Origin of the sequence: Thermophilibacter provencensis (assembly GCF_900128445.1) — a bacterium.
GTDB lineage: Bacteria > Actinomycetota > Coriobacteriia > Coriobacteriales > Atopobiaceae > Thermophilibacter > Thermophilibacter provencensis.
The window spans coordinates 2,331,967-2,351,872 of the sequence record NZ_LT671417.1; the positions used below are offsets into that span (position 1 = coordinate 2,331,967).

Annotated in this window: 17 protein-coding genes; 2 read left to right on the forward strand and 15 right to left on the reverse strand. The window is 69.6% G+C overall.

Going from position 1 to position 19,906, the window contains the following annotated elements; translation table 11 throughout:
* Positions 1-67: 67 nt before the first annotated feature.
* From BQ7391_RS10530 to BQ7391_RS10585, 12 genes are all read right to left on the reverse strand, one after another.
* Positions 68-1,375: an AI-2E family transporter gene (locus BQ7391_RS10530; protein ID WP_075280568.1), complete on the reverse strand. Its 1,308-nt coding sequence runs from the start codon at positions 1,373-1,375 to the stop codon at positions 68-70.
* A 41-nt stretch (positions 1,376-1,416) separates the two neighbouring features.
* Positions 1,417-2,235 carry a SigB/SigF/SigG family RNA polymerase sigma factor gene (locus BQ7391_RS10535; RefSeq protein WP_075280569.1) on the reverse strand — a complete coding sequence of 273 codons (819 nt, stop codon included), beginning with the start codon at positions 2,233-2,235 and terminating at the stop codon, positions 1,417-1,419.
* Positions 2,225-2,593: an ATP-binding protein gene (locus BQ7391_RS10540; RefSeq protein WP_075280570.1), complete on the reverse strand. Its 369-nt coding sequence runs from the start codon at positions 2,591-2,593 to the stop codon at positions 2,225-2,227. Before BQ7391_RS10540 ends, BQ7391_RS10535 begins: the two co-directional genes overlap by 11 nt.
* Positions 2,593-3,135 carry a hypothetical protein gene (locus BQ7391_RS12405; protein WP_075280571.1) on the reverse strand — a complete coding sequence of 181 codons (543 nt, stop codon included), beginning with the start codon at positions 3,133-3,135 and terminating at the stop codon, positions 2,593-2,595. Before BQ7391_RS12405 ends, BQ7391_RS10540 begins: the two co-directional genes overlap by 1 nt.
* A 53-nt stretch (positions 3,136-3,188) precedes the next feature.
* A complete protein-coding gene (locus tag BQ7391_RS10550) occupies positions 3,189-4,547 on the reverse strand; it encodes a replication-associated recombination protein A (RefSeq protein ID WP_075280572.1) in 1,359 nt (452 codons plus the stop codon).
* 185 nt (positions 4,548-4,732) lie between these two features.
* A complete protein-coding gene (locus tag BQ7391_RS10555) occupies positions 4,733-5,737 on the reverse strand; it encodes an alpha/beta hydrolase (protein ID WP_083662200.1) in 1,005 nt (334 codons plus the stop codon).
* A gap of 112 nt (positions 5,738-5,849) precedes the next feature.
* Entirely contained in the window at positions 5,850-7,097 is a 1,248-nt protein-coding gene (locus BQ7391_RS10560) for a deoxyguanosinetriphosphate triphosphohydrolase family protein (protein ID WP_075280574.1), read from the reverse strand.
* A gap of 9 nt (positions 7,098-7,106) precedes the next feature.
* Positions 7,107-8,498 carry a hypothetical protein gene (locus BQ7391_RS10565; protein WP_075280575.1) on the reverse strand — a complete coding sequence of 464 codons (1,392 nt, stop codon included), beginning with the start codon at positions 8,496-8,498 and terminating at the stop codon, positions 7,107-7,109.
* A gap of 187 nt (positions 8,499-8,685) precedes the next feature.
* Positions 8,686-10,494 carry an SGNH/GDSL hydrolase family protein gene (locus tag BQ7391_RS10570; protein ID WP_075280576.1) on the reverse strand — a complete coding sequence of 603 codons (1,809 nt, stop codon included), beginning with the start codon at positions 10,492-10,494 and terminating at the stop codon, positions 8,686-8,688.
* A gap of 115 nt (positions 10,495-10,609) precedes the next feature.
* A complete protein-coding gene (locus BQ7391_RS10575) occupies positions 10,610-11,383 on the reverse strand; it encodes a metallophosphoesterase family protein (RefSeq protein ID WP_075280577.1) in 774 nt (257 codons plus the stop codon).
* Between the two features lie 111 nt (positions 11,384-11,494).
* Positions 11,495-12,040: a very short patch repair endonuclease gene (locus tag BQ7391_RS10580; protein WP_268874304.1), complete on the reverse strand. Its 546-nt coding sequence runs from the start codon at positions 12,038-12,040 to the stop codon at positions 11,495-11,497.
* Positions 12,034-12,999, reverse strand: coding sequence for a hypothetical protein (locus tag BQ7391_RS10585; protein WP_075280578.1), 966 nt, complete (start codon positions 12,997-12,999; stop codon positions 12,034-12,036). Before BQ7391_RS10585 ends, BQ7391_RS10580 begins: the two co-directional genes overlap by 7 nt.
* A 219-nt stretch (positions 13,000-13,218) precedes the next feature.
* Between BQ7391_RS10585 and BQ7391_RS10590 the strand changes: the two genes are divergently transcribed.
* Together BQ7391_RS10590 and BQ7391_RS10595 are read left to right on the forward strand one after the other, a co-directional pair.
* Positions 13,219-14,445: an MFS transporter gene (locus tag BQ7391_RS10590; RefSeq protein WP_075280579.1), complete on the forward strand. Its 1,227-nt coding sequence runs from the start codon at positions 13,219-13,221 to the stop codon at positions 14,443-14,445.
* A 429-nt stretch (positions 14,446-14,874) separates the two neighbouring features.
* Positions 14,875-15,984 carry a hypothetical protein gene (locus tag BQ7391_RS10595; RefSeq protein WP_075280580.1) on the forward strand — a complete coding sequence of 370 codons (1,110 nt, stop codon included), beginning with the start codon at positions 14,875-14,877 and terminating at the stop codon, positions 15,982-15,984.
* Between the two features lie 262 nt (positions 15,985-16,246).
* On the opposite strand, the gene BQ7391_RS10600 is transcribed toward BQ7391_RS10595, so the two are convergent.
* The 3 genes from BQ7391_RS10600 to argJ all read right to left on the reverse strand — a co-directional run bounded on the left by BQ7391_RS10600 (position 16,247) and on the right by argJ (position 19,768).
* Entirely contained in the window at positions 16,247-17,515 is a 1,269-nt protein-coding gene (locus tag BQ7391_RS10600) for an aspartate aminotransferase family protein (protein ID WP_235858666.1), read from the reverse strand.
* 15 nt (positions 17,516-17,530) lie between these two features.
* Positions 17,531-18,412 (reverse strand): acetylglutamate kinase, encoded by an 882-nt coding sequence (gene argB / locus BQ7391_RS10605; protein WP_075280581.1) that lies wholly within the window; start codon positions 18,410-18,412, stop codon positions 17,531-17,533.
* 69 nt (positions 18,413-18,481) lie between these two features.
* Positions 18,482-19,768 carry a bifunctional glutamate N-acetyltransferase/amino-acid acetyltransferase ArgJ gene (argJ, locus tag BQ7391_RS10610; RefSeq protein WP_075280582.1) on the reverse strand — a complete coding sequence of 429 codons (1,287 nt, stop codon included), beginning with the start codon at positions 19,766-19,768 and terminating at the stop codon, positions 18,482-18,484.
* Positions 19,769-19,906 lie beyond the last annotated feature (138 nt).

Sequence of the window (19,906 nt, forward strand, 5' to 3'; positions counted from 1 at the left end):
CCGGGTTTTCAGTCAGGAGGTGCGCGGCCCCAGGGCGCGACGCGACGAGAAGGACGACGGCCCTCCCCTACTTCTCGCCCTTCTCGCCCTTCTCGCCCTCGCGGAGTCGCTCGACGAGGCGCTCGACCGGATGCTTGGGACGCGGAGCGGCGGTGGCGGACTCGTGCTCGCGCGTCGCCGGCAAGATCTCTGACTCCGCGAAGCGCTCCTCGCCGAGGGCGTCGCTCGCGGGGACGGGGTTTCCGGAGGCGTCGTGGAAGGGGGTGCCCTTGAAGAGCGCGCCGTCATAGGAAACGATCTGCTCGCCCGTGCGCGTCTCGAAGTAGAAGACGAAGAGCCCCTTGGCGATGGCGCAGAGCGGTATGGCCACGACCATGCCGAGCGGCCCCAAGAGCGCCGAGCCGATCATGATGGCGAGCAGGGACAGCACGGGGTGAATCTGCATCGTGGACTGATTGATGCGCGGCACGATGAGGTTGTCCGTGACGTTTTGGGCGACCATGGCAGCCACCATCGTCCAGAAGGCCATCGTGGGGCTGTAGAAGAGGGCGACCCCGGTGGCTATGATCGCGGACACCGAGGGGCCGACCACCGGAACGAAGTTCAGCACGCCGGAGAGCACGCCCATGAGACCCGCATAGGGGTGGCCGGCGATCATGAAGCCCACGCACGCCAGGCTGCCCTGAATCAAGGAGTCGATGATCGTAGAGCGGAGGTAGCCGCCCACGGACCGGGAGACCACGGCGAGCGTGACGCGGTAGTCGTCAGCGCGGCGAGAGCCCAGCACGAGGCAGATCTCATCGTTGATGCGCGGGTAGTCGCAGACGAGCCAGAAGGCGAAGACCAGGCCGAGAAACACCGTGAACACCGCGGAGGCGAGGTTGCTCACGGCCGGCACGATCCCGTTGCTGAACGCCGAGAGCAGCGCCGAGATAAGCCCCGTCAGCACGCTCTGGAGCGTGCTGACGAGCTCGCCGGTGTCAACGTACTCGCTTATCTGCTGAAAGACGTCGTACTGGCTCTCGAGGCTCGAGACCCACGAGCCGAGTCCCGAGATGCGCGCGGGCAGGTCGCGCAGGAGGTCGGTCATCTGCGCGAAGAAGAGCGGGATGATGAGCGAGAAGAGCAGCACCACCGCAAGGGCGACCACGATGACGCCCAGAATCGACGCGACGCCGCGTGGCACGCGATGGCGCGCGAGCCAGTTGACGAGCGGCGAGGCCACGTACGCGATGAGGCAGCCCGTCACGAGGAACAGAAGCACGCTCGAGAGGCGCCCCAGCACCATGAGCACGACGGCCGCCACGATGATCGCCCCAACGACGGTCCACACCCTGAGGCAGGCGAGGCGCACGCGCGCCGCCCTCTGATCCATGTCTCTCCTCTCCTGGGCGCCCGGCCGGCCGGGCGACGCCGTCAGGCCAGCCGGCCCTCCGGGTCTATCTTGTCCTGAATGCGGCGCAGCGTCCGACGCAGAAGGCGCGAGACCTGGACCTGCGAGACTCCCAGGCGCTCAGCGATCTCCACCTGGGTGAGCCCGTCCTCGAAGCGCATCTTGACGACCTCGCGCTCGCGCGGCGAGAAGTCGGCGACGGCCTGCTCGAGCACGATGCGGTCGTCGGTGGCGGCGAGGTCGGCGTCCTCGGTGGCGTAGTGGTCGATGACCGAGGGGGCCTCCACGTCGTCAGATGACCCGCCGCCCTCGAGCGGCACCGAGCTGTAGGCGCTCGAGGACTCCATCGCCTCGAGCACCTCGTCGACCGAGGCGCCCAGGTAGTCTGCGATCTCGGCCACCGAGGGGCTGCGCTGCAGCTGGTTCACGAGCTCGTCCGTGGCCTGGTTGACCTTCGCCGAGAGCTCCTGCAGGCGGCGCGGGACGCGCACCGACCAGCCCTTGTCGCGGAAGTGGCGCTTGATCTCTCCCATGATCGTGGGCGTGGCATAGGTGGTGAACTCCAGGCCCCGCTCCGGGTCGAAGCGGTCGATCGCCTTGATGAGGCCGATCGTGCCCACCTGGACGAGGTCCTCGAGGGACTCGCCGCGGTTCTTGAACTTTGACGCGAGGAAGCGGACGAGGTTGAGGTGGCTCACGATGAGCTGGTCGCGCGCCTCGGTGTCCCCCTTCTGCTTGTAGCGGCGGAAGAGCTCCCGCGTACGGTCCTTGTCCCAGGCGGCGCGACCCGCGCGCGACCCCGCCCGGGCGGCACGTCGCCCGGAGGGTCCCCTACTCTCCATGGGCGTCCCCCGCCCGCTTGACGAGGTGCAGGACGCGCCCGTCCTCGGAGACCGAGAACACGTCGCACACGGCCGAGAGCAGCACCTCGACGAGGTCTATCGACTCGTCGTCGGGCTCCTCCTCGCCAAGCGAGAAGTCCATGGTCATGGCGTCCGGCGCAAGCGAGAAGGACACGTCGACGGCATCCGGAGACGTCGCGCACGCGTAGACGAAGCCCTCCTCCGCGGCCATGCGCACGTCCTCCACGTCATCGACGCTCATGTCGCAGCAGACGGCCAGGGTTGAGGCCGTCATGCGGACGGAGCGGGCAAATCCGGCCTCTGCGGGAACGCAGAGGCGCACGTTCTTCTCGGTCATCACTTCTCCTGCTCGGCGTCCTCGGTGGCGGGGGCGTCGACGGCGGACACCTCGCCGTAGTCGACGTAGCGGACGGGGGCGCGGTCCGGGCGCTCGGCGCGCTCGACCTCCGGCGCCTCCTCGAGCTGGGCGGCGTGCTCGGCGGGACCGGACCCGGTGATTCGGGACATGACGCTCGCCACCCCCGATGCGGCGCTCTCGGCGACGCGGTTGACCGCGCCGGTGACGCTCGAGGCGGTGCCGGAGACGGCGGAGACGTCCGCCAGTATGCCGTTCAGGCGCTCCACGGAGACGTTGGCCGCGGCGATGGTGGTCTCGGCGCTCTCGGCGAGCGGCGCCATGTGCTTGGCGGCGGGCTCGAGCTCGTCGACCACCCCGTCGAGCTTGGCCACGACCGGCTGGACCTGTTCGATGAGGTCGTTGGCCGAGGTGGTGACCTTCTCGATGTCGCGGCGGGCGCTGCGCATGGTAAGGGCGATCTCGACGACGGCCCACACCCCTACGACGACCAGCACGAGCAGAGCGATTTGCAGGTAGTCCATAGCGCCCTCCTTAGAGCGTCCGCCTCGGGGAGATGATGCCCCGGACCCTCATTCTACCCAAGTGAGCCAAAGTCATGCCCGCTCTTATCGGCGTCCGCGACATCCCTGCCGATCGCCTCCTGCCGCCAGGCCTCCCAGCCGCGCGGGCTCGCCTGGTAGAAGCACCCGCGCTCGAGGCCCTCGGGCAGGTAGCGCTGGGGGACCCATCCGCCCGGGTAGTTGTGCGGGTAGAGGTAGGGCCCGTACTCGTCTGAGCCGGGACGGTGCCGGTCGCGCAGGTGGCTGGGCACCTCGCGGCGGGGACCCCGCCGGACCTCCTCGAGGGCGGCGTCAATGCCCGCCTCCGCGGCGTTGGACTTGGGCGCGAGGGCGAGGTAGGTAGCCGCCTGCGCCAGGTTGATGCGGCACTCGGGCATGCCGATGACCTCGGTGGCGCGGAAGGCGGCGTGCGCCACGAGCAGGGCCTGCGGGTCGGCGTTGCCGATGTCCTCGGAGGCGCAGATCATGATGCGCCGGGCGATGAACTTGGGGTCCTCCCCCGCGTCGAGCATGCGGGCGAGCCAGTAGAGGACGGCGTCCGGGTCCGACCCGCGCATGGACTTGATGAAGGCGGAGATGACGTCGTAGTGCATGTCGCCGGACTTGTCGTAGGGCAGGCCCCGGCGGGGGTTTGCCTCGGCGACGTGCTCGCGCGTGATGACGAGCGGGGCGGGACCGCCCTCCCCGTCCGCAGGGGCGTCCACCATCTGGGAGGCGAGCTCGAGCGAGGTGAGGGCCGCCCTGCCGTCCCCGCCGGCCAGCGTCACGATCTCGTCCTCCGCCTCGGGCGAGAGCTCGAAGCGCGCGGCAAGGCCCTCCGGCGCCGCCACGGCACGGCGCACGAGCTCGCGGACCGAGGCGTCGTCGAGCGCGGTGAGCTCCACGACGCGGCTGCGGGAGATGAGGGCCGAGTTGACCTCGAAGTAGGGGTTCTCCGTGGTGGCGCCCACGAGGACCACGATGCGGTCCTCGACGGCGTGGAGGAGCGCGTCCTGCTGGCTGCGGTTGAAGCGGTGGATCTCGTCCACGAAGAGGATGGTGCGCCGGCCGAGCGTGAGCAGGCGGGACTCGGCGGCCTCGATCTCGCGCCGGAGGTCCTTTACCGTTCCCGTGATGGCGCTGACCTCGACGAACTCCGCGTGAGTGGAGTTGGCTATGATTCGCGCGAGCGTGGTCTTGCCCGTGCCGGCGGGGCCGTACAGGATGACCGAGGAGAGGGTGTCGTGCTCGATGGCGCGCCGGAGCCACGAGCCCGGGCCCACGGCCTGGGCCTGGCCGACGTAGCCGTCGAGCGTGGTGGGCCGCATGCGCGCGGCGAGCGGGGCGTTGTCGTTTTTGCGCGCGGTCTCGACGCGCGTGAACAAGGTATCCATGAGAACGATTGTACGCCATCGAGCCGGCCGCCGCGACGCGCAGCCCCGGGGCCCGCGCGCCGCCGTGCCCGCGGCGCCGTGCCCGCCGACACCCCCGATTAATGCACAGAATCTGCTTTCACTTTATATAATCAGGGTTTCAGGTTTGTGATTTGGCAAAATTTGTGCGTTAACGCCGGCCAACCCTAGAGGTAGCGCCCCACGAACGCATCAACGGTGCCCCAGTAGAGCTCGGGGTCGGTGCTCGCGGAAAGGCCGTGGCCGGCCCCGGGGACGACGAGTCTCTCCTTCTGCTCGCTCGCACAGACCTCGTAGCACTCGTCGAGCATCGAGAAGGGCACGAAGTCGTCCTCGTCCCCGTGGATGAAGAGCATGGGGACGCTCGCCTGGCGAAGGCTCTCCACCGCCGAGGCCGACTCGAAGGTGTAGCCCGCGCGCAGCAGACACGCCGCGTCAGCCACGTTCAGGATCGGGAAGCTCGGCAGGCCGAAGACGTTGTCGAGCTGGACCACGAACTCGTCCCACACGCTCGTGTACCCGCAGTCCTCCACGGCAAGGCATACGTTCTCGGACAGGCCGTCCAGCCCGGAGGCAGCCATGACCTCGAAGCCTCCCATCGAGACGCCGAAGAGCATGATGCGGGCCTCAGGGTCGGCGGCGACGATGTCCTCGATCCAGCCGATAAGGTCGCGCGCGTCCTGCCAGCCCATCTGGATGAGGCCGGTGTCGACGTTGCGCTCGTGCCCGCGCGCCGCCGGCATGAGCACGCTCATCCCCATCTGCGCGAAGTGGTAGGCGTACTTGGCCATGTCGGCGGGCTCGCCCACGTAGCCGTGGCAGACCACGGCCCAGGTGTGCCCGTCGGAGTAGGCGGCGTCCTCGGCGCCGTCGAGCCTCCAGCCGAGAAGGACCGTGCCGTCCTCGGCCTGGTGAGAGACGCTCTCGCGCGTGGCGTCGAACCACGCGGCGGCCGTCTCGGCGTAGGCGTCATCGGCCTTCGCCTCCCGGCTCCCCTCGAGCCCGCTCACCCTGCCGGAGCCCATCGAGCGAGCCATCGAGACCTCCGCGTGCGGGTTGAGCGCGAAGTCCACGAGGAAGTTCCCCACAAATCCCAGGCCAACGAGCGTGAGCGCCACAAGCGCGCCCACCACCGCGGTCACAATCCTCTTGGTCCTTCTCGCGAGCGCCATGCGTCCTCCCCTGTTCTGCTCCGGGCGGGACATTATAACAGTCTGTACTGTTTCTTCCTCGCGATGAACGGGACCCGGGGCGGCGACCTGACAGAGTGCCCCGGCACCTTTGTCAGGCGCGGACGCCGGCCGAGAAGTACCCGCGCTGCGGGAAGAGGGCTGCCGCGTGGGGGAAGAGCGCCTCGCAGGTGGCGATGAAGTAGTCGTCCGTCATCGAGGAGATGAAGTCCACGACGGTCTGGTCGGGGTCGGACTCCCAGTCGTAGGTGCGGCCGTAGTGCGCCAGGCGCCGCTCGGTGGGCGCCACGTGGTGCGCGAAGACCGCCGCGGACTCGTCGCCGGCCGCAAGGGCCGCGAGCTCGTGCTCGTAGAGCGCCGAGAAGAGCTCGCGCACCTCGGCGGAGAAGTCTCCGTTGACCTCTCCCGCGCCGTAGATCTTCTCGTAGTTCTCGCGCTTGGCGCGGCGCATCTCGGCAAAGCCCTCCGGGCTCATCTCGATGCGGTCGCGGCCCACGCTGTGCTCCACGACGTCGGCGACGAACGAGGAGAGCGCCCAGGCGTTGTAGGCGCCGCCGAGGCCGTCGTCGAAGGTGTCCTCCGAGCAGAGGCCGGCGCGGATGGCGTCCTGGCGGTCCTTGCCCACGTAGGCGATGATGTCGGAGACGCGCACGACGCAGCCCTCGAGCGTCATCGGGCGCAGGTGGGAGATGGTCTCGTCGCCGCACTCCCAGCAGGAGGCGACCACGCGGTCGAAGGTGTCGAACTCCGCGAGGCCGCTCGTCTCGAAGACCTGCTGCTCGAACTCGCCATTGTGGCAGAGGGCGCCGTCGAGGGTCTGCAGGCTCACGTTGCGTCCGGCGAGCACGTCGACCACGCGGACGCTCTGGACGTTGTGGAAGAACCAGCGCCCCGTGCGGGCGTGGTAGACGTCGTTCAGGAAGCGCTCGCCGGCGTGGCCGAAGGGCGTGTGCCCGAGGTCGTGCGCGAGCGCGATGGCCTCGACGAGGTCGAGGTTGAGCCCGAGCGCGCGGCCGATGTCGCGCGCCACGCGGGCCACGAGCTGCACGTGCAGGCCGCGACGCGCGAGGTCGTCGTTCGCGCGGAACGAGAAGACCTGCGTCTTTCCCGCCATGCGGTTGTACGCCGGGAGGTGCACGACCTTCTCGGCGTCGCGCACGAAGGCAGGGCGGACGCAGGTGTCGCGGTCGCGCTCGCAGGAGTCGCGGCGGATGGCGGAGGCGTCGCGGCACGCGAAGGGCGAGAGCTCGCCGGACGCGAGCCGCTCCCTGACGGCAGCGGCCGCCGCCTCGGAGAGCTGCCCGGTGAGCCTGGGCGCGAGCCTGTTCTCGCCTTCCGCCATGTCAGCCCCCTACTCGTTGACGACGAGGCAGCCCATGTCGAGACGGTGGCCCCACTCGCCCATGACGCCCTCGTATGCGCAGCGGGCGTAGACGCCGCCGAACTTGCCGCGGAAGAGGAAGAGGCCGAGGAGGTTGTTGGCCTCGATGGGCTCGGCCGGATCGGAGCCGTCCGGGCGCGGGGTAGCGCCGCCTACGATGACGGGCGTGCGGTAGGCGGGGTCGCGCCGAACGATCGTCGCACCCTCCTCGCACGCGGCGAGAAGGACGCGCCACCACTCGTCGCGGTCCATGCGGTCGACGCCGGCGACGGTCTCCGGGGCTCGATAGGGGCCGGCGGGGCGGACGAGCCAGTCGTCCTGCTCGGAGAGGTAGCGGTTGATGTCGCTGTCGCGCGTGAGGACGTGGGCCTCGGGGACGTGGGCGCGCACGAAGGCGAGCTCGATCGGGTCGAGGATGGACTCGACGGCCTCGGAGTGGAGGACGGCGAAGAGCGAGTTCACGGACGCCGGCCAGGTGCGGAAGCCGCCGATGACGCAGGCGAGTCCGCGACGGGTCGCCTCGACGAGCGCGTCGACGCCCTCGCAGGGCTTCTCGATCATCTCACCGACGAGCGCGCGGCGGTAGACGCAGGCGATGGGGCCCTGGGAGTCGACGAGGCGACGGGTGCCCGCTGCCTCCTCGATGCGCAGGTCGCGGATGTCGACGAAGCGCGCGAAGACGCCCTCGTCCGCCATGCGCTCGATGAGGTCGGCGAACTCGCCCTCCGAGGCGCTCTCGGCATAGTCGACGATGCCCACGACGGGGCGCTCGGGGTGGTGGGTGCCCGCGTCGGCGTTTGCCCAGGACTGGTAGGTCTCGCGCAGCGCCGCGATCATGCCGTCCGCGATGTCGAAGGTCTCGATCGAGCGGTGGCGCTCGGCGAAGCGGCGATAGGACTCGGTGCGCTGGATGGCTCGGGTCACGTCGACGGAGACGGTGGTGCCCACGGCGCTGTCGGTGGACACGCCGGCAAAGGCGAAGTCGCCGGTCTCCTCGTTGAAGAGGACGTCAAGACGGGCGAAGGGGATGACCTGCTCGTAGCCCGTGGGGATGAGCGTCAGCTCCTCGGCCCGAGGGTCAAGCCCGAAGAGTGCCCTCAGGTCGGGGTCGACGAGATAGCGCTTGGTGACCTTCTCGAGGATGCGCCCCATGGTCTCGGCGGCCTCGGTCAGGATCTCGATCTCAGCGGTGCCGAGGACCTTGGGCGTGAGCGCCCACGTGGACGTGCCGTCATGCTCGACGATCGGGTGGGAGGCCTCGAGGTAGGCGTCGCCGGCGGCGCGGCCCTCCGCGTCACCGCCCAGCTCCCTCACGATGCCGCAGAACTCGTCCTCAAGCGCACGGCCCCTCAGCTTGCTCATATATGCTCCAAACGGTCAGACAGTTGCTCACGCGCGCGGGTCCCGACCCGCCACGCGGCGAGCATTGTAAGCGTTACCAGCGAAAAGCACAAATTTCACAGTCTTTTTACGCGAAGATTTTATCAATTTGTGGACCCTTGGTGGAGCAGGGCGGCAAAACGCTGCGCCAGGCAAGCGGCACGCCCCCCTACGAGACGAACCACAGGGCGTCCTCCGGGCGGACCTCAAACCCCATGGCCCGCTCGAGCGCGAGCGACGCGTCGTTCTCCGGCCAGACCTCCGCCCACGGGAGCTCGCCGGCGGCGAGGTGCGCGGCGACCTTCGCCGCGGCGAGCGCCGTCCCCCAGCCCTCGCGCCGATGCCCCTCGAAGACCTCGAGCATGCCCATCGAGCCCTCCTCGTGCTCCCCTACGAAGCCCACGATCCTTCCCGCCTCGAAGCCGCCGAGGAACTTTCCCGCCTCGAGCGCCGCCTCCAGCTCGCCGGGGGCGAGGTACTCCGGGTGCGCGTAGCGCTCGCGCACCACGCCGGCATAGGCCGGCGTGAGCACGCGGATGTCGCGCGAGGGGTCGGTCGGGGGCTCGCCCCCGCGCCACACCACCACGTGGCAGGCGCGCTCCCGGCCCCCGAAGGCGCGGGCGACCTCGCGGGCGAGCGCGCGCTTGCCGCAGACGCAGGTGGTCCCCCCGGCGGCGCCAAGACAGGTGAGCGCCCGGCGCACGAGGCGGCGGCTCGGGCCCGCCACGATCCTCATGCCGCCCGAGAGGCCCACCACGACGGCGCCCTTCTCGGCGAGAAGGACCTGGCCCGCGCCCCGGCGCAGGCACTCTGCGAGCGGCAGCGCATCGTCGCCGTACCCCTCGGCGATCTGGAGCGCGCGCTCGCGGCGCGCCGCGGGGTCGTCGCGCGTGGCGTCGACGACGAAGGAGAGCCGCTCCGCCATCATCTCCTGGCCGAGGGGGCCGGGGTGGTCGGAGCCGTCGGCGAGCAGCTCCGGCAGGCGGTCCGCGTCAAGCAGCGGCGCAGCCTCCACAAGGCGCATCTGCGCGTGGGCCCCCGCGGCGGCGCGGACGATCGCGTCCACCTCCGCGGCGCAGCTCCTCGGGTGCGTGGGGTAGACGTCCTCGGTGTGCGGCGGGCAGGTGAGGACCCAGATCGGCGCGTCCGGGAACCCCTCGGCCAGCTCGTAGAGGTAGGTTCGCACGTCGCGCTCGACGCGCGCCGCCTGACAGGGCTCGTAGCGATAGTTCTCCCCGAACTCCACCACGACGCCCGCCGCGTCCACGCGCTCGGGGAGGCCGACGAGCGAGCCGGGCTGGAAGACCTGGCCGCCCAGGCCCTGGTTCACGAGGTCGAACCCCAGGTGCTCGGCGAGAAGCGCGCACCAGGAGCGCGAGGGGTCGCGCGCGACGAAGCCCTGCGCGACGGAGTCCCCCAGCACGACGAGCTGGCGACGAGCGGCCACGGGCTCGAGATAGGTCCCGTCGCAGGTGACGGCACGCACGGCACAGGAGGTGAGGCACGGCAGCCAGACCCGGACGTGATGGGGCTCGCCCATGCCGGGGAGGTGCTGGAGGCCGGGCTCGGGGCCGGACGCTGGGTCGTCGAGCAGCCACGTGATGAGGTTCTTCTCGTCAGGCAGGGCAAGCGGGAGGCGTCGGCCGTCGACGACGGCGGACACGCCGTCGAAGGGCGGCCGCGGGCCGTGCGGGTGGCGCTCGACGTCCGCGAGCACGGAGGCCGCGCCGCGCGGGGTGGGGTCCACGCGCACCTCGAGCGCGAGGCGGGTGGCGTCGGTCTCCATCTCGAGGCAGACGCCCGCCGTGGCCACCGCGAGCTGCCGGTAGAGCCCGGGGTGCCAGGCGCGGACGCTCCCCACGGCGCGCAGCTGCTCCGGCGCGAAGCGTGACGGCCGGACCCAGCCGTCCTTATCGGTTGTGAATCCGAGCGCGCCGTGGAGGAAACCCGACGCGCCGGCGCTCATCTCAAGGCCCATGCTCCCTCTTGCGAATCAGCGTCGATTGCGGCCTGACCATTGTGGCACATGTGGCCCGAGGGGCGTCCCCGCACGGTCTGGATGCCTGGGGCCGGGCGCGCGGAGCCCCCGGCGGCTACTCGCCCTCCAGGACCGGCTCGTAGAACTCCTCCTCGTCTTCGAGCCTGAGGACGAGCACCTGCCCCAGGCCCGCGCCCGCAGCGGCGGCGCTGTCCACGTCCCAGCGGTCCGCGCCCACGCGCACCATCCGGGCGAGCCCGTCTGCCCCCACGGCCGGGCGGTCCACCTCGTGGGCCATGCGCTCGAGGTAGGGGGTCGGGGTGTGACCCGCCACGATGACGGGGCCGCGCGCGTCCCCGCCCGAGAGCCCCTCGGCGGCCCCCCAGAAGTCCTCCCTGATCCACGTGAGGTCCTCGGGGTCCTGCGACGAGAAGAACGTCTCCACGGCGGCGTCCCCCCACGCCTCCGGCGTGACGTGGCCGAGCCGCACGCCGGCGTGCACGAAGAGGAAGAGGCGCCCCGCGACGCGCGCGCTCGACCAGCGCGGCAGCCCGGCGACCCACCCGAGCAGCTCGCTCGCCTCGTCGTCCTCGACCTCGGAGAGGCCCGCGGAGGTCATGGCTCCGCCGTTGAGCCCCCAGTTCATGGCGGCGAGGCCGTCCCCCGGGTTGTTCACGCAGTCAATCATGAGGTCCTCGTGGTTGCCCATGAGGACGGTCACGTTGGGCAGGCCCCGCACGACCCGCAGGACGCCCACCGGGTCCGGCCCGCGGTCGATCATGTCGCCCAGGCAGAAGAAGCGGTCGTCCTCGGAGGGGGACACGCGGTCGAGGGCGCGCTCGAGCGCGGCGCGGTGACCGTGCACGTCCGAGAACACGTATGTAGCCATCTCGGGCCCTCCCTGACCGAATCCTGTGCGGGGCGCACCACCCCTCCCGCTAGCCTACACCCTCGCCGTCCCGGGTGAGCCCCGCGGGCGGGCGAGCGGTCGGAGCATGGCCTAGGAGCGTCGCGTTTTGCGGCGCGAGCGGCGCATCCTGAGCACCCAGGCGGGCGAGGAGCCGACCTCGATGACGCGGGCGGGAAGATGGCCCTCCCCCGCCGCGCGCACCACCGAGACCACCTCGCGCATGGTCGGCTCGAGGCGGGCGCCCTTGAGGCGGCACTCCCACACCACCACGACCGTCCATCCCGCCTCCACGAGCCGGGCGCTGTCGCGCGCGTCACGGGCGCGGTTGCGCGCGAACTTGTCCTGCCAGAAGGCAGAGTGCGTCTTGGGGCGCGAGGGGGAGCAGTGGGGGCAGCGGTGCCAGAAGCACCCGTGCACGAAGATGGCCACGCGACGCCCGGGGAAGCACACGTCCGGGCGGCCCGGCGCCTTCTTCCAGTGGAGCCTATAGCCCGTGAGCCCCGCCTCCCGCAGCGCGGCGCGCACCTTGAGCTCAGGCTTGGTGTCCTTGCTCCGGTTTGCCTGCATGACGTGACGGGTGGCCTCCGATGAGGCGGGCGGGGTGTCCGGGCGCGGTCGTGCGGCGCGCGCTACCACGTGAAGGGCGCGTCCGGCGCCGAGGGAGCCCCCTCGAAGCTGAGGTCGCCCGTGAGCTCGCGCATGGCGGCGAGGTCGATGTCCGGCGAGCAGAGCCCTGGGATGACCTCGCCCACCCGGCCGCGGGCCCTTGCCCAGAGGTCCCAGAAGCCGTCCTCGCTGACCTCGCCCGTGAAGGGGTTCTCCCAGGCGCCGTGCTCGCGGTTGTCGAAGGCGGAGCGGGTGTCGGCCCGGTCGCGGTGCGACATCGCGCAGACGAGCGAGAAGGGCGTGCGGCCGAGAGCCCGCTCGAGGGTGCCGATGACCGCGCGCTTGCGGCCGCCCGGCGAGTCGAAGACGCGCTGCACCAGGCGGAACTCAATCGCCGCCGTGGAGAAGGTCCTCGGATCGATGGCCTTGCCGTAGACCCACAGGGCAACGTAGAAGTACACCTTGTCCACGGCCGCAAGCACCTCATGGCTCGCGGCGAGCGTGCGGGCGTGGGGGCGATACGTCGCGACCGTCTGGCCGGTGAGCGAGAAGAGCACGGCCTCGTCGAGGTCGCGCTCGATCTCCGCATGGACCTTCGAGGCGGCGCGCTCGTCGAGCCCCTCCACGCCCGCGTCGCAGATGCCGTTCTGCCAGTGGTAGACGAGGGGGTGCACGGTGGAGTCGAGCAGCCAGTGGCAGGCGAAGCCGGCCACGTAGGCCCGCGCGAGGGTGCGCTCGCGGCCCTCGAGGCCGGCGGCGGCCTCGCGCATGGCGAGCAGCAGAAGCGCCGGGCGCGCCGCGTGCATGGCGTTGCCGAGCGGCGACCACTTGCGCATGAGCGGATCGATCACCAGGTAGAAGAGGGGGTCCGGCCCCTGGTTGCCCAGGAGGAACGCGTCGGTCTCGTCATCTGTCCTGAAGCCGAGCAGGTCCCGTACCTCGTCGAGGGACTCCCGGCCAAAGAGGTCGTGCGTGAGGATCGCGGGCATGGCGCGCCTTTCGTCGTGTGTGCTCACCCGATTATGCCACGCGGCCGCGCCGGAGGGTCGCGCCATCGGCGTCGGGTTTGTTTGCCTCACGCGGCGCGCGTGCCATGCAAGCCAGGCGCCCATGGCGCGGCCCGGCCGCTTTTACGCACTTCTTACCGCCCGCATGCCCCGCGCTCGACTACCATGGAAACGCTGCGTCGCCACAACGGGAGGAGCCTCATGGCTAGCCAGAAGATGACCAGGGCAGAGAAGAGCTGGATTGTCTACGACGTGGGCAACTCCGCGCTCGTTCTTCTCGCCACGAGCGTGATCCCGATCTACTTCTCCTCCCTCTCCCCCGACGGCGGGGTCGTGGTGGCGTGGAGCTATGCCGAGACGGTGGCGTCCCTCATCATCGCGCTGCTCATGCCCGTGCTGGGGTCGATTGCGGACATGCAGGGCATGAAGAAGAGGTTCATCGTCGGCTGCGTGGGCACGGGCGTGGTGGCCACGGTGGCGCTCGGCTTTGTGACCGCGGCCCTGGCGTTTCTGATCATCTACGTCATCTCCTCGGTGGCGCTGAACTCCTCGATGGTCTTCTACGACGCGCTGCTGGTCGACACCACGACCGACGACCGCATGGACGAGATCTCCTCCCAGGGCTACGCCTGGGGCTATATCGGCAGCTGCGTGCCCTTCATCGCGTGCCTGGGCGTGGTCCTGGGCTACGAGGCGCTGGGCATCGCCCTGCAGACCGCCATGCAGATTGCGTTCATCATCACCGGCGCGTGGTGGGCCGTCTTCACCGTCCCGCTGCTCAAGAACGTCCAGCAGAGGCACTTCAAGCCGCGCGAGCCGCACGCCGTCTCCCGCGCCATCCGCGGCCTCGCGGGGACGCTGCGCGAGATTTGGGCCAACCGCGCCATCCGCTACTACATGATCGCGTACTTCTTCTACATCGACGGCGTGCACACCATCATCAAGCTCTCGACGAGCTACGGAACCGAGCTGGGGATCGACTCCACGCAGCTCGTGCTTGCGCTCTTGGTCACGCAGTTCGTGGCGTTCCCGAGCGCCATCATCTACGGGCGCCTCTCGTCCAGGTACGGCACGCGCCGCATGCTTCTCATCGCGATCGCGGCCTACTTTGGCATCACCCTCTTCGCCGCGTTCTTCCTGCGCTCGGCCGCCGAGTTCTGGTTCCTGGCCATCCTCGTGGGCATGTTCCAGGGCGGCATCCAGGCGCTCAGCCGCTCCGAGTTCGGCAAGCTCTGCCCCAAGGAGCGCGCCAACGAGTACTTCGGCTTCTTCGACATCTTTGGCAAGTACGCCGCCATCCTGGGCACGTTCCTCGTGGGCACGTTCACCGCGCTCACCGGCAACTCCAGCCTCGGCGTGCTCTCGATCGCGGTGCTCTTCGTCGTGGGGTTCGTCGTGATGCTGCGCGTCCCGGAGCGCACGGCGTAGGCCTGGCCGGCCGCGGCATGGTCCGGGAGGCACGCGCAATCTCGCCTTTTCAGCAATCCCCGCTTGCGCGTCCTCCTGAAGATGCGTAGACGGGGATTTCCCATACATCTGCATGCATTTTCTAGATTACGCGTCATCTAGTTAGATATTTTGCACGCGTAATTTGAGATGTCCGAAAACCGCAGTCCGCGCATCCTCACGCGGCCGCCCGCATCAACACCGCCTGTAAACGTGTAGTTCCTAAGAATCCGCAAGCTCTCGCGCAAACAGGCGAAACACGCCTCACGTTCTCTCGCAGGAGCCCCACCTCGCCCTAAACCGCCCGCACCCCCCTCGCGGAAAGCCTGCCGCACGCCCAGGGGAATGGAATCGTCAGCTTCGTGAAAGCCCCCTCTGCTAGCCTCCCGTCACCACGAAGAGAGGAGGCTCATGGACATCTTCCTTGCGCACGAGGACTCCCTGAAGGTATTACGCCACGCCCGAAGAACAGAGGACCTTGCGCTGATTCCCGCGGACAGGGAGGAGATCCACCGCGACCATGGTCGGATCGACGCCTCGAGCCTGACCTCCGCTCTTCCCGAAGGCATCCTCGCGCCCACGCGCATGCAGCCCGTCTCCCTGCGCTTTGCGGACGATGCGTCCCGCAGCCAGTGCGGCATCGTCCGAGCGGTCCCCAACCTCGCCCGCCTGCCCGACAGCTCGTACCTGGAGCTCATCAGCTCGACAGGAGGACCGCCCCCCACTGCGGCAGGGGAGCCCGTTCACGTGTTTGTCGAGGCGGCCGGGCTCTCGCTCCTCAGCGCTGCCCAATCCCTCGGCAAGCTGGTCCGCAGGGGGCGCCTCACGAGAAACGCCGCACTCGTCCGCCTCAGCGGTTTTCTCATGGAGCTCTGCGGCTCGTACGCGCGCGACCCCCTCTCCCCCGCCTCGGGCGAGGTCGTCTATGACCTTCCCCCGGTCTCCTCAGTCGCCGAGGCAGCGTCGTTCCTCGAATCAGCGAGCGGCCTTCATGGTCACACACTCGCGCGCATGGCAGCTGGATATGCCAACGACGGCTCGGGCTCCACCATGGAGACGCTGTGGTATCACGCGTTCTGCCTTCCGCCGCGCCTCGGCGGCATGCACCTTCAAAGGCCCCTCCAGAACGTCCCTCTGGAATGGCCCGACGAGGTCAGCGCGCTCGTCAGCCACCAGACCATGCGCCCCGACTTCTACTGGGCGCTCTACCGCGCGGCATGCGAGCACCAGGGGAAGGACCATGCGAGCGAGGAGGCGCTGGCCGAGGACTGCAATCGGGCACGAGACTACGAGCTGTGCGGCATCGACTACTTCCCCGTGACCAAGAAGGACGCGCACAGCGAGAAGGCCGTCCGGGCGTTTCTCGCCCAGCTCGTTGAGAAGTTCGCACCGTACGAAGGCCCGTCCTTCAAGCGAAGGATGCGGCAGCGCCTCGATGACCCTGACGTCGTTCTGGCACGAAGCGTCCTTCTCTCCCAGCTGATGCCGGCATCACAGCGCTGGCATGACGAGGATGCGTAAATCCCGATTGGTGGACATTGGAGTTTCCGCGTCCTTCTCGGCACGCGCATCTTCAGATTTGCGGCCAAATGGGGCCCTCATTCCAAGTTGCGCATGCGGTAGTTCAAAGTTTTGCACGCGCAAACTGCAATGTGCGAAAACCCCGGAATACGCATGGCGAGAAGGACGAGGACAGACGGGCCGGCGAGAAGAACGGGCGGGGCCCGGACGCCCCAGGGGACGTCCGGACCCCGCCCGAGATGGCAGTGATGCGAGCGAAGGCCTACGCCAGGCGCGCGATGATCTTCTCGAGGCGGTCGCAGGCGTCGTCGACCTCGGCGCGCGTAATCACGAGCGGCGGGAGGAAGCGCAGGATGGAGTCGCCGATGTGGTTGAGCACCAGGCCGTCGGCGAGGCCCTCCTCCACCACGCGCGCGGCGATCGGCGCGTCGAGCTCGGCCCCGCGCATGAGGCCGTGCCCGCGCACGTCCACCACGTGGTCCATGGCGGTGAGGCGGTGGCGCAGGTGCCGGCCGACGGACAGGACGTGCTCGCCGATGCCCAGGTCGGTGAGGGCGCTCACGCAGGCGAGGCCCGCCGCGCAGGCGAGCGGGTTGCCGCCGAACGTGGAGCCGTGGTCCCCGGGGCCCATGAGGTCGGCCACCTTCGCGCGGGCGGCGACGGCCCCCATTGGGAACCCGTCCGCGATGCCCTTGGCCATGCTCACCACATCGGGCTCGATCTCCGAGCGCTGGTAGCAGAACGGGGAGCCGCAGCGATAGAAGCCCGTCTGCACCTCGTCGATGACGAGCAGGATGCCCTTCTCGGTGCAGAGATCACGCACGTCGCGAAGGTAGTCGTAGTTGGCGTTCCAGACGCCGCCCTCGCCCTGCACGCACTCGAGCATGACGGCGCAGACGCCGCCGCGCTCAACGCGCTCGCGCAGTGCGTAGATGTCGTTCAGGGCCACGGTGACGAAGCCCTCGGGCAGCGGGCGGAAGCTGCGGTGGAACTTGTCCTGGCCCGTGGCAGCAAGCGTGGCGAGCGTGCGACCGTGGAAGCTCTTTCGCGCGGTCACGATGGTGCTCGCGCCGCCCAGCTTGACCTCGCCCCAGCGGCGAGCGAGCTTGATGGCGCCCTCGTTGGCCTCGGCGCCGGAGTTGGCGAAGAAGGTGCGCCAGCGCGTGCCGGTGGAGCCCACGACGTGGCCGCCCTCGTCGGTGGTGGTGGAGAGCATCGTGGAGAGCGCCGCGGCGAGGCGGGCGCGCTTCTCGTCATAGAAGTAGTTGCTCGTCTGCCAGACGAGTCCGAGCTGGTCTCGGATGGCGTCGGCGACGGTGGGGTTGCAGTGGCCGAGGCTCGCGCAGCCGATGCCGCCGAGCAGGTCGAGATACTCCCGGCCCGTGGAGTCCACGAGCGTGGCGTCGTGCCCCGAGACGAACTCGACGGGATAGCGACCGTAGGTGTGCATGACGTAGTCGGCGTCAGCCTTCATGACCCGCTCCGAGACGGTCGAGAAGGTCGGCATGTCGTTCTTCTCGTCAGCTGGCATGGGACATCCTTTCCCCTAGGCATTGTCCTGCGTGAACATGGTACCGCAGCCCGCGTCGGTGAAGATCTCCAATAGCAGCGAATGCGGGAAGGTTCCGTTGAGAATGACGACCTCGGAGACGCCCGCGTCGAGGGCCTCGGCGATGGAGCGGATCTTGGGCAGCATGCCGCCGTCGAGCGTGCCGGAGTCGAGCAGATCGTGGGTCTCGGAGCGCGTGAGGCTCTGGATGAGCGAGTCCTCGTCGGCGACGTCGCCGTAGAGGCCGTCGACGTCCGTGAGGTAGATGAGCTTGTCGGCGCCCATGGCCTCGGCAATCTTGCCGGCCGCCACGTCCGCGTTGATGTTGAAGAAGCCGTCCGGCGCGCACCCCACCGTGGCGACCACGGGAATGTAGCCGTCCTCGAGGATGGTCTCGATGAGGCTCGGGTCCACCTCGCGGATGCGGCCCACGCGGCCGAGCTCGGGGTCGATCTGCTCGGCCTTCAGGGTCTTGCCGTCCGCGCCGGAGATGCCCACGGCGTTGTGCCCGTACTCGTTGAGCGCCCAGACGAGGTCCTGGTTGACCTTGCCCACCAGCACCTCGCGCACGGCCTCCATCGTGGCGTCGTCGGTCACGCGCAGGCCGCCCTTGAAGGTGACGGGGAGCCCCAGCGCCTTCACGTGCGAGCTGATGGCCTTGCCGCCGCCGTGCACGAGCACGATGCGGATGCCCAGCAGCTTGAGCATCTCGATATCCGCCACGACCTGGCGGCAGAGCTCGGGGTTCTCCATGGCCGATCCGCCGTACTTGATGACAAAGGTCTTGCCTGCCATGCGGTGGATCCACGGCAGGGCCTCGTTCAGGACGTCGACCTTCGAGGACGCGCGCTCGCGCTCCTGCCTGTCGCGCTGCTTCATGGTTGCTCCTTTAGACTTGCTGGAGAGAAGAACGTGGGGTCGTCCGCGGCCGCGGACCCATACGGGGCGCTACGTGCGGTAGTCTCCGTTAATCGTGACGTAGTCATGGGTGAGGTCGCAGGTCCAGACGCGGGTGGACGCCTCGCCCATGCCCAGGCTCACCGTGATGTCGATCTCCGGCGCCTCGAAGCGGCGCAGCATGTCCTCCTCGTCCATGGGGACGGTGAGGCCGGCGCGACAGACCGGCACGCCCAAAAAGTCGATGTCCACGGCATGCTGGTCGAAGGGCACCCCGCACTTGCCGGCGGCGGCGGCCACGCGCCCCCAGTTGGCATCGTGGCCGAAGATCGCGGTCTTCACGAGCGGCGAGTTGGCGATCGCGCGAGCCACGGCGTCCGCGTCGGAGTCCGTGGCGGCGCCCGTGACGGTCACGGTGACGAGCTTCGTGGAGCCCTCCCCGTCCGCGGCGATCTTGCGGGCCAGCTCCACGCACGCGCCGCGCACCGCCGCCGCCACGACCGGGTACGCGGGATGCGAGAGGTCGATCGCCTCGCCGCCCGCCGCGCCGGTGGCGAACAGGATGCAGGTGTCGTTGGTGGAGGTGTCCGAGTCAACGGTCACCTTGTTGAAGCTCTGGCCCACGGCGGAGCGCAGGGCCTCGCGCGCCGCCTCGGCCGTGAGCGGGGCGTCCGTGGCGAGCACCGCGAGCATCGTGGCCATGTTGGGCTGGATCATGCCCGAGCCCTTGACGAAGCCGCCCACGCGCACGGCCACGGTTCCGCCGCCCACCTGCGGGGCCTCGCCCGCAAGCGAGACCTCCTTGGGCACGGTGTCCGTGGTCATGACGGCGCAGGCCGCGTCATGCGCGCCGGAGGCGTCGGGCGAGAGCGCGGCCACGGCGGCCGGCACGCCCGCCTCGTAGGGCTCCCACGGCAGCGGCACGCCGATCACGCCCGTGGAGCACACGAGCACGTCCTCGGCGGCGCACCCCAGCTCGGCGGCCACACGCCCGCAGGCGCGCTCGGCGCAGGCAAGGCCCGGCTCCCCGGTCGCGGCGTTGGCGTTGCCGGAGTTGAGCACCACGGCGCGGGCGCGCCCGTCCGCCGCGTGCGCTCGGCTCACCGTGACGGGCGCCGCGCAGAAGCGGTTGGTCGTGAACGTGGCCGCCACGACACAGGGCTCGTCCGCGACGACGAGCGCGAGGTCAAGGCGGTTGGGGTTTCTGCGGAAACCCGCCGATACGCCGGCGGCGCTGATGCCGGAGGCGGCGCAGACGCCGCCCTCGCAGGGAGAGAAGCCGCAGGCCTCGGGCGCATCGGACGCCGCGGGGACCGCAAGCGGCTGGATGTCGTTCATGTTCTTCTCCATTTGGTCGGCCGTCCCGGACGGGGATGCCTGGCGAGCACGGGAAGCGACGCGCTTCGGTTTTGGAGGCCGGCGTGCTCCCGGCCGCCCTTCATGAGGCCCGACGTGAGCGTACGTCATGCTCCAATC

What these genes read in the sequence shown, in the direction of transcription:
- BQ7391_RS10600 (WP_235858666.1), bottom strand. Translation starts at nt 17,515, where the DNA reads ATGCCAGCTGACGAGAAGAACGACATGCCGACCTTCTCGACCGTCTCG.
- BQ7391_RS10540 (WP_075280570.1), bottom strand. Translation starts at nt 2,593, where the DNA reads ATGACCGAGAAGAACGTGCGCCTCTGCGTTCCCGCAGAGGCCGGATTT.
- BQ7391_RS10585 (WP_075280578.1), bottom strand. Translation starts at nt 12,999, where the DNA reads ATGCCCGCGATCCTCACGCACGACCTCTTTGGCCGGGAGTCCCTCGAC.
- BQ7391_RS10560 (WP_075280574.1), bottom strand. Translation starts at nt 7,097, where the DNA reads ATGGCGGAAGGCGAGAACAGGCTCGCGCCCAGGCTCACCGGGCAGCTC.
- BQ7391_RS10530 (WP_075280568.1), bottom strand. Translation starts at nt 1,375, where the DNA reads ATGGATCAGAGGGCGGCGCGCGTGCGCCTCGCCTGCCTCAGGGTGTGG.
- BQ7391_RS10570 (WP_075280576.1), bottom strand. Translation starts at nt 10,494, where the DNA reads ATGGGCCTTGAGATGAGCGCCGGCGCGTCGGGTTTCCTCCACGGCGCG.
- BQ7391_RS10590 (WP_075280579.1), top strand. Translation starts at nt 13,219, where the DNA reads ATGGCTAGCCAGAAGATGACCAGGGCAGAGAAGAGCTGGATTGTCTAC.
- BQ7391_RS10555 (WP_083662200.1), bottom strand. Translation starts at nt 5,737, where the DNA reads ATGGCGCTCGCGAGAAGGACCAAGAGGATTGTGACCGCGGTGGTGGGC.
- BQ7391_RS10575 (WP_075280577.1), bottom strand. Translation starts at nt 11,383, where the DNA reads ATGGCTACATACGTGTTCTCGGACGTGCACGGTCACCGCGCCGCGCTC.
- argJ (WP_075280582.1), bottom strand. Translation starts at nt 19,768, where the DNA reads ATGAACGACATCCAGCCGCTTGCGGTCCCCGCGGCGTCCGATGCGCCC.
- argB (WP_075280581.1), bottom strand. Translation starts at nt 18,412, where the DNA reads ATGAAGCAGCGCGACAGGCAGGAGCGCGAGCGCGCGTCCTCGAAGGTC.
- BQ7391_RS10535 (WP_075280569.1), bottom strand. Translation starts at nt 2,235, where the DNA reads ATGGAGAGTAGGGGACCCTCCGGGCGACGTGCCGCCCGGGCGGGGTCG.
- BQ7391_RS12405 (WP_075280571.1), bottom strand. Translation starts at nt 3,135, where the DNA reads ATGGACTACCTGCAAATCGCTCTGCTCGTGCTGGTCGTCGTAGGGGTG.
- BQ7391_RS10565 (WP_075280575.1), bottom strand. Translation starts at nt 8,498, where the DNA reads ATGAGCAAGCTGAGGGGCCGTGCGCTTGAGGACGAGTTCTGCGGCATC.
- BQ7391_RS10595 (WP_075280580.1), top strand. Translation starts at nt 14,875, where the DNA reads ATGGACATCTTCCTTGCGCACGAGGACTCCCTGAAGGTATTACGCCAC.
- BQ7391_RS10550 (WP_075280572.1), bottom strand. Translation starts at nt 4,547, where the DNA reads ATGGATACCTTGTTCACGCGCGTCGAGACCGCGCGCAAAAACGACAAC.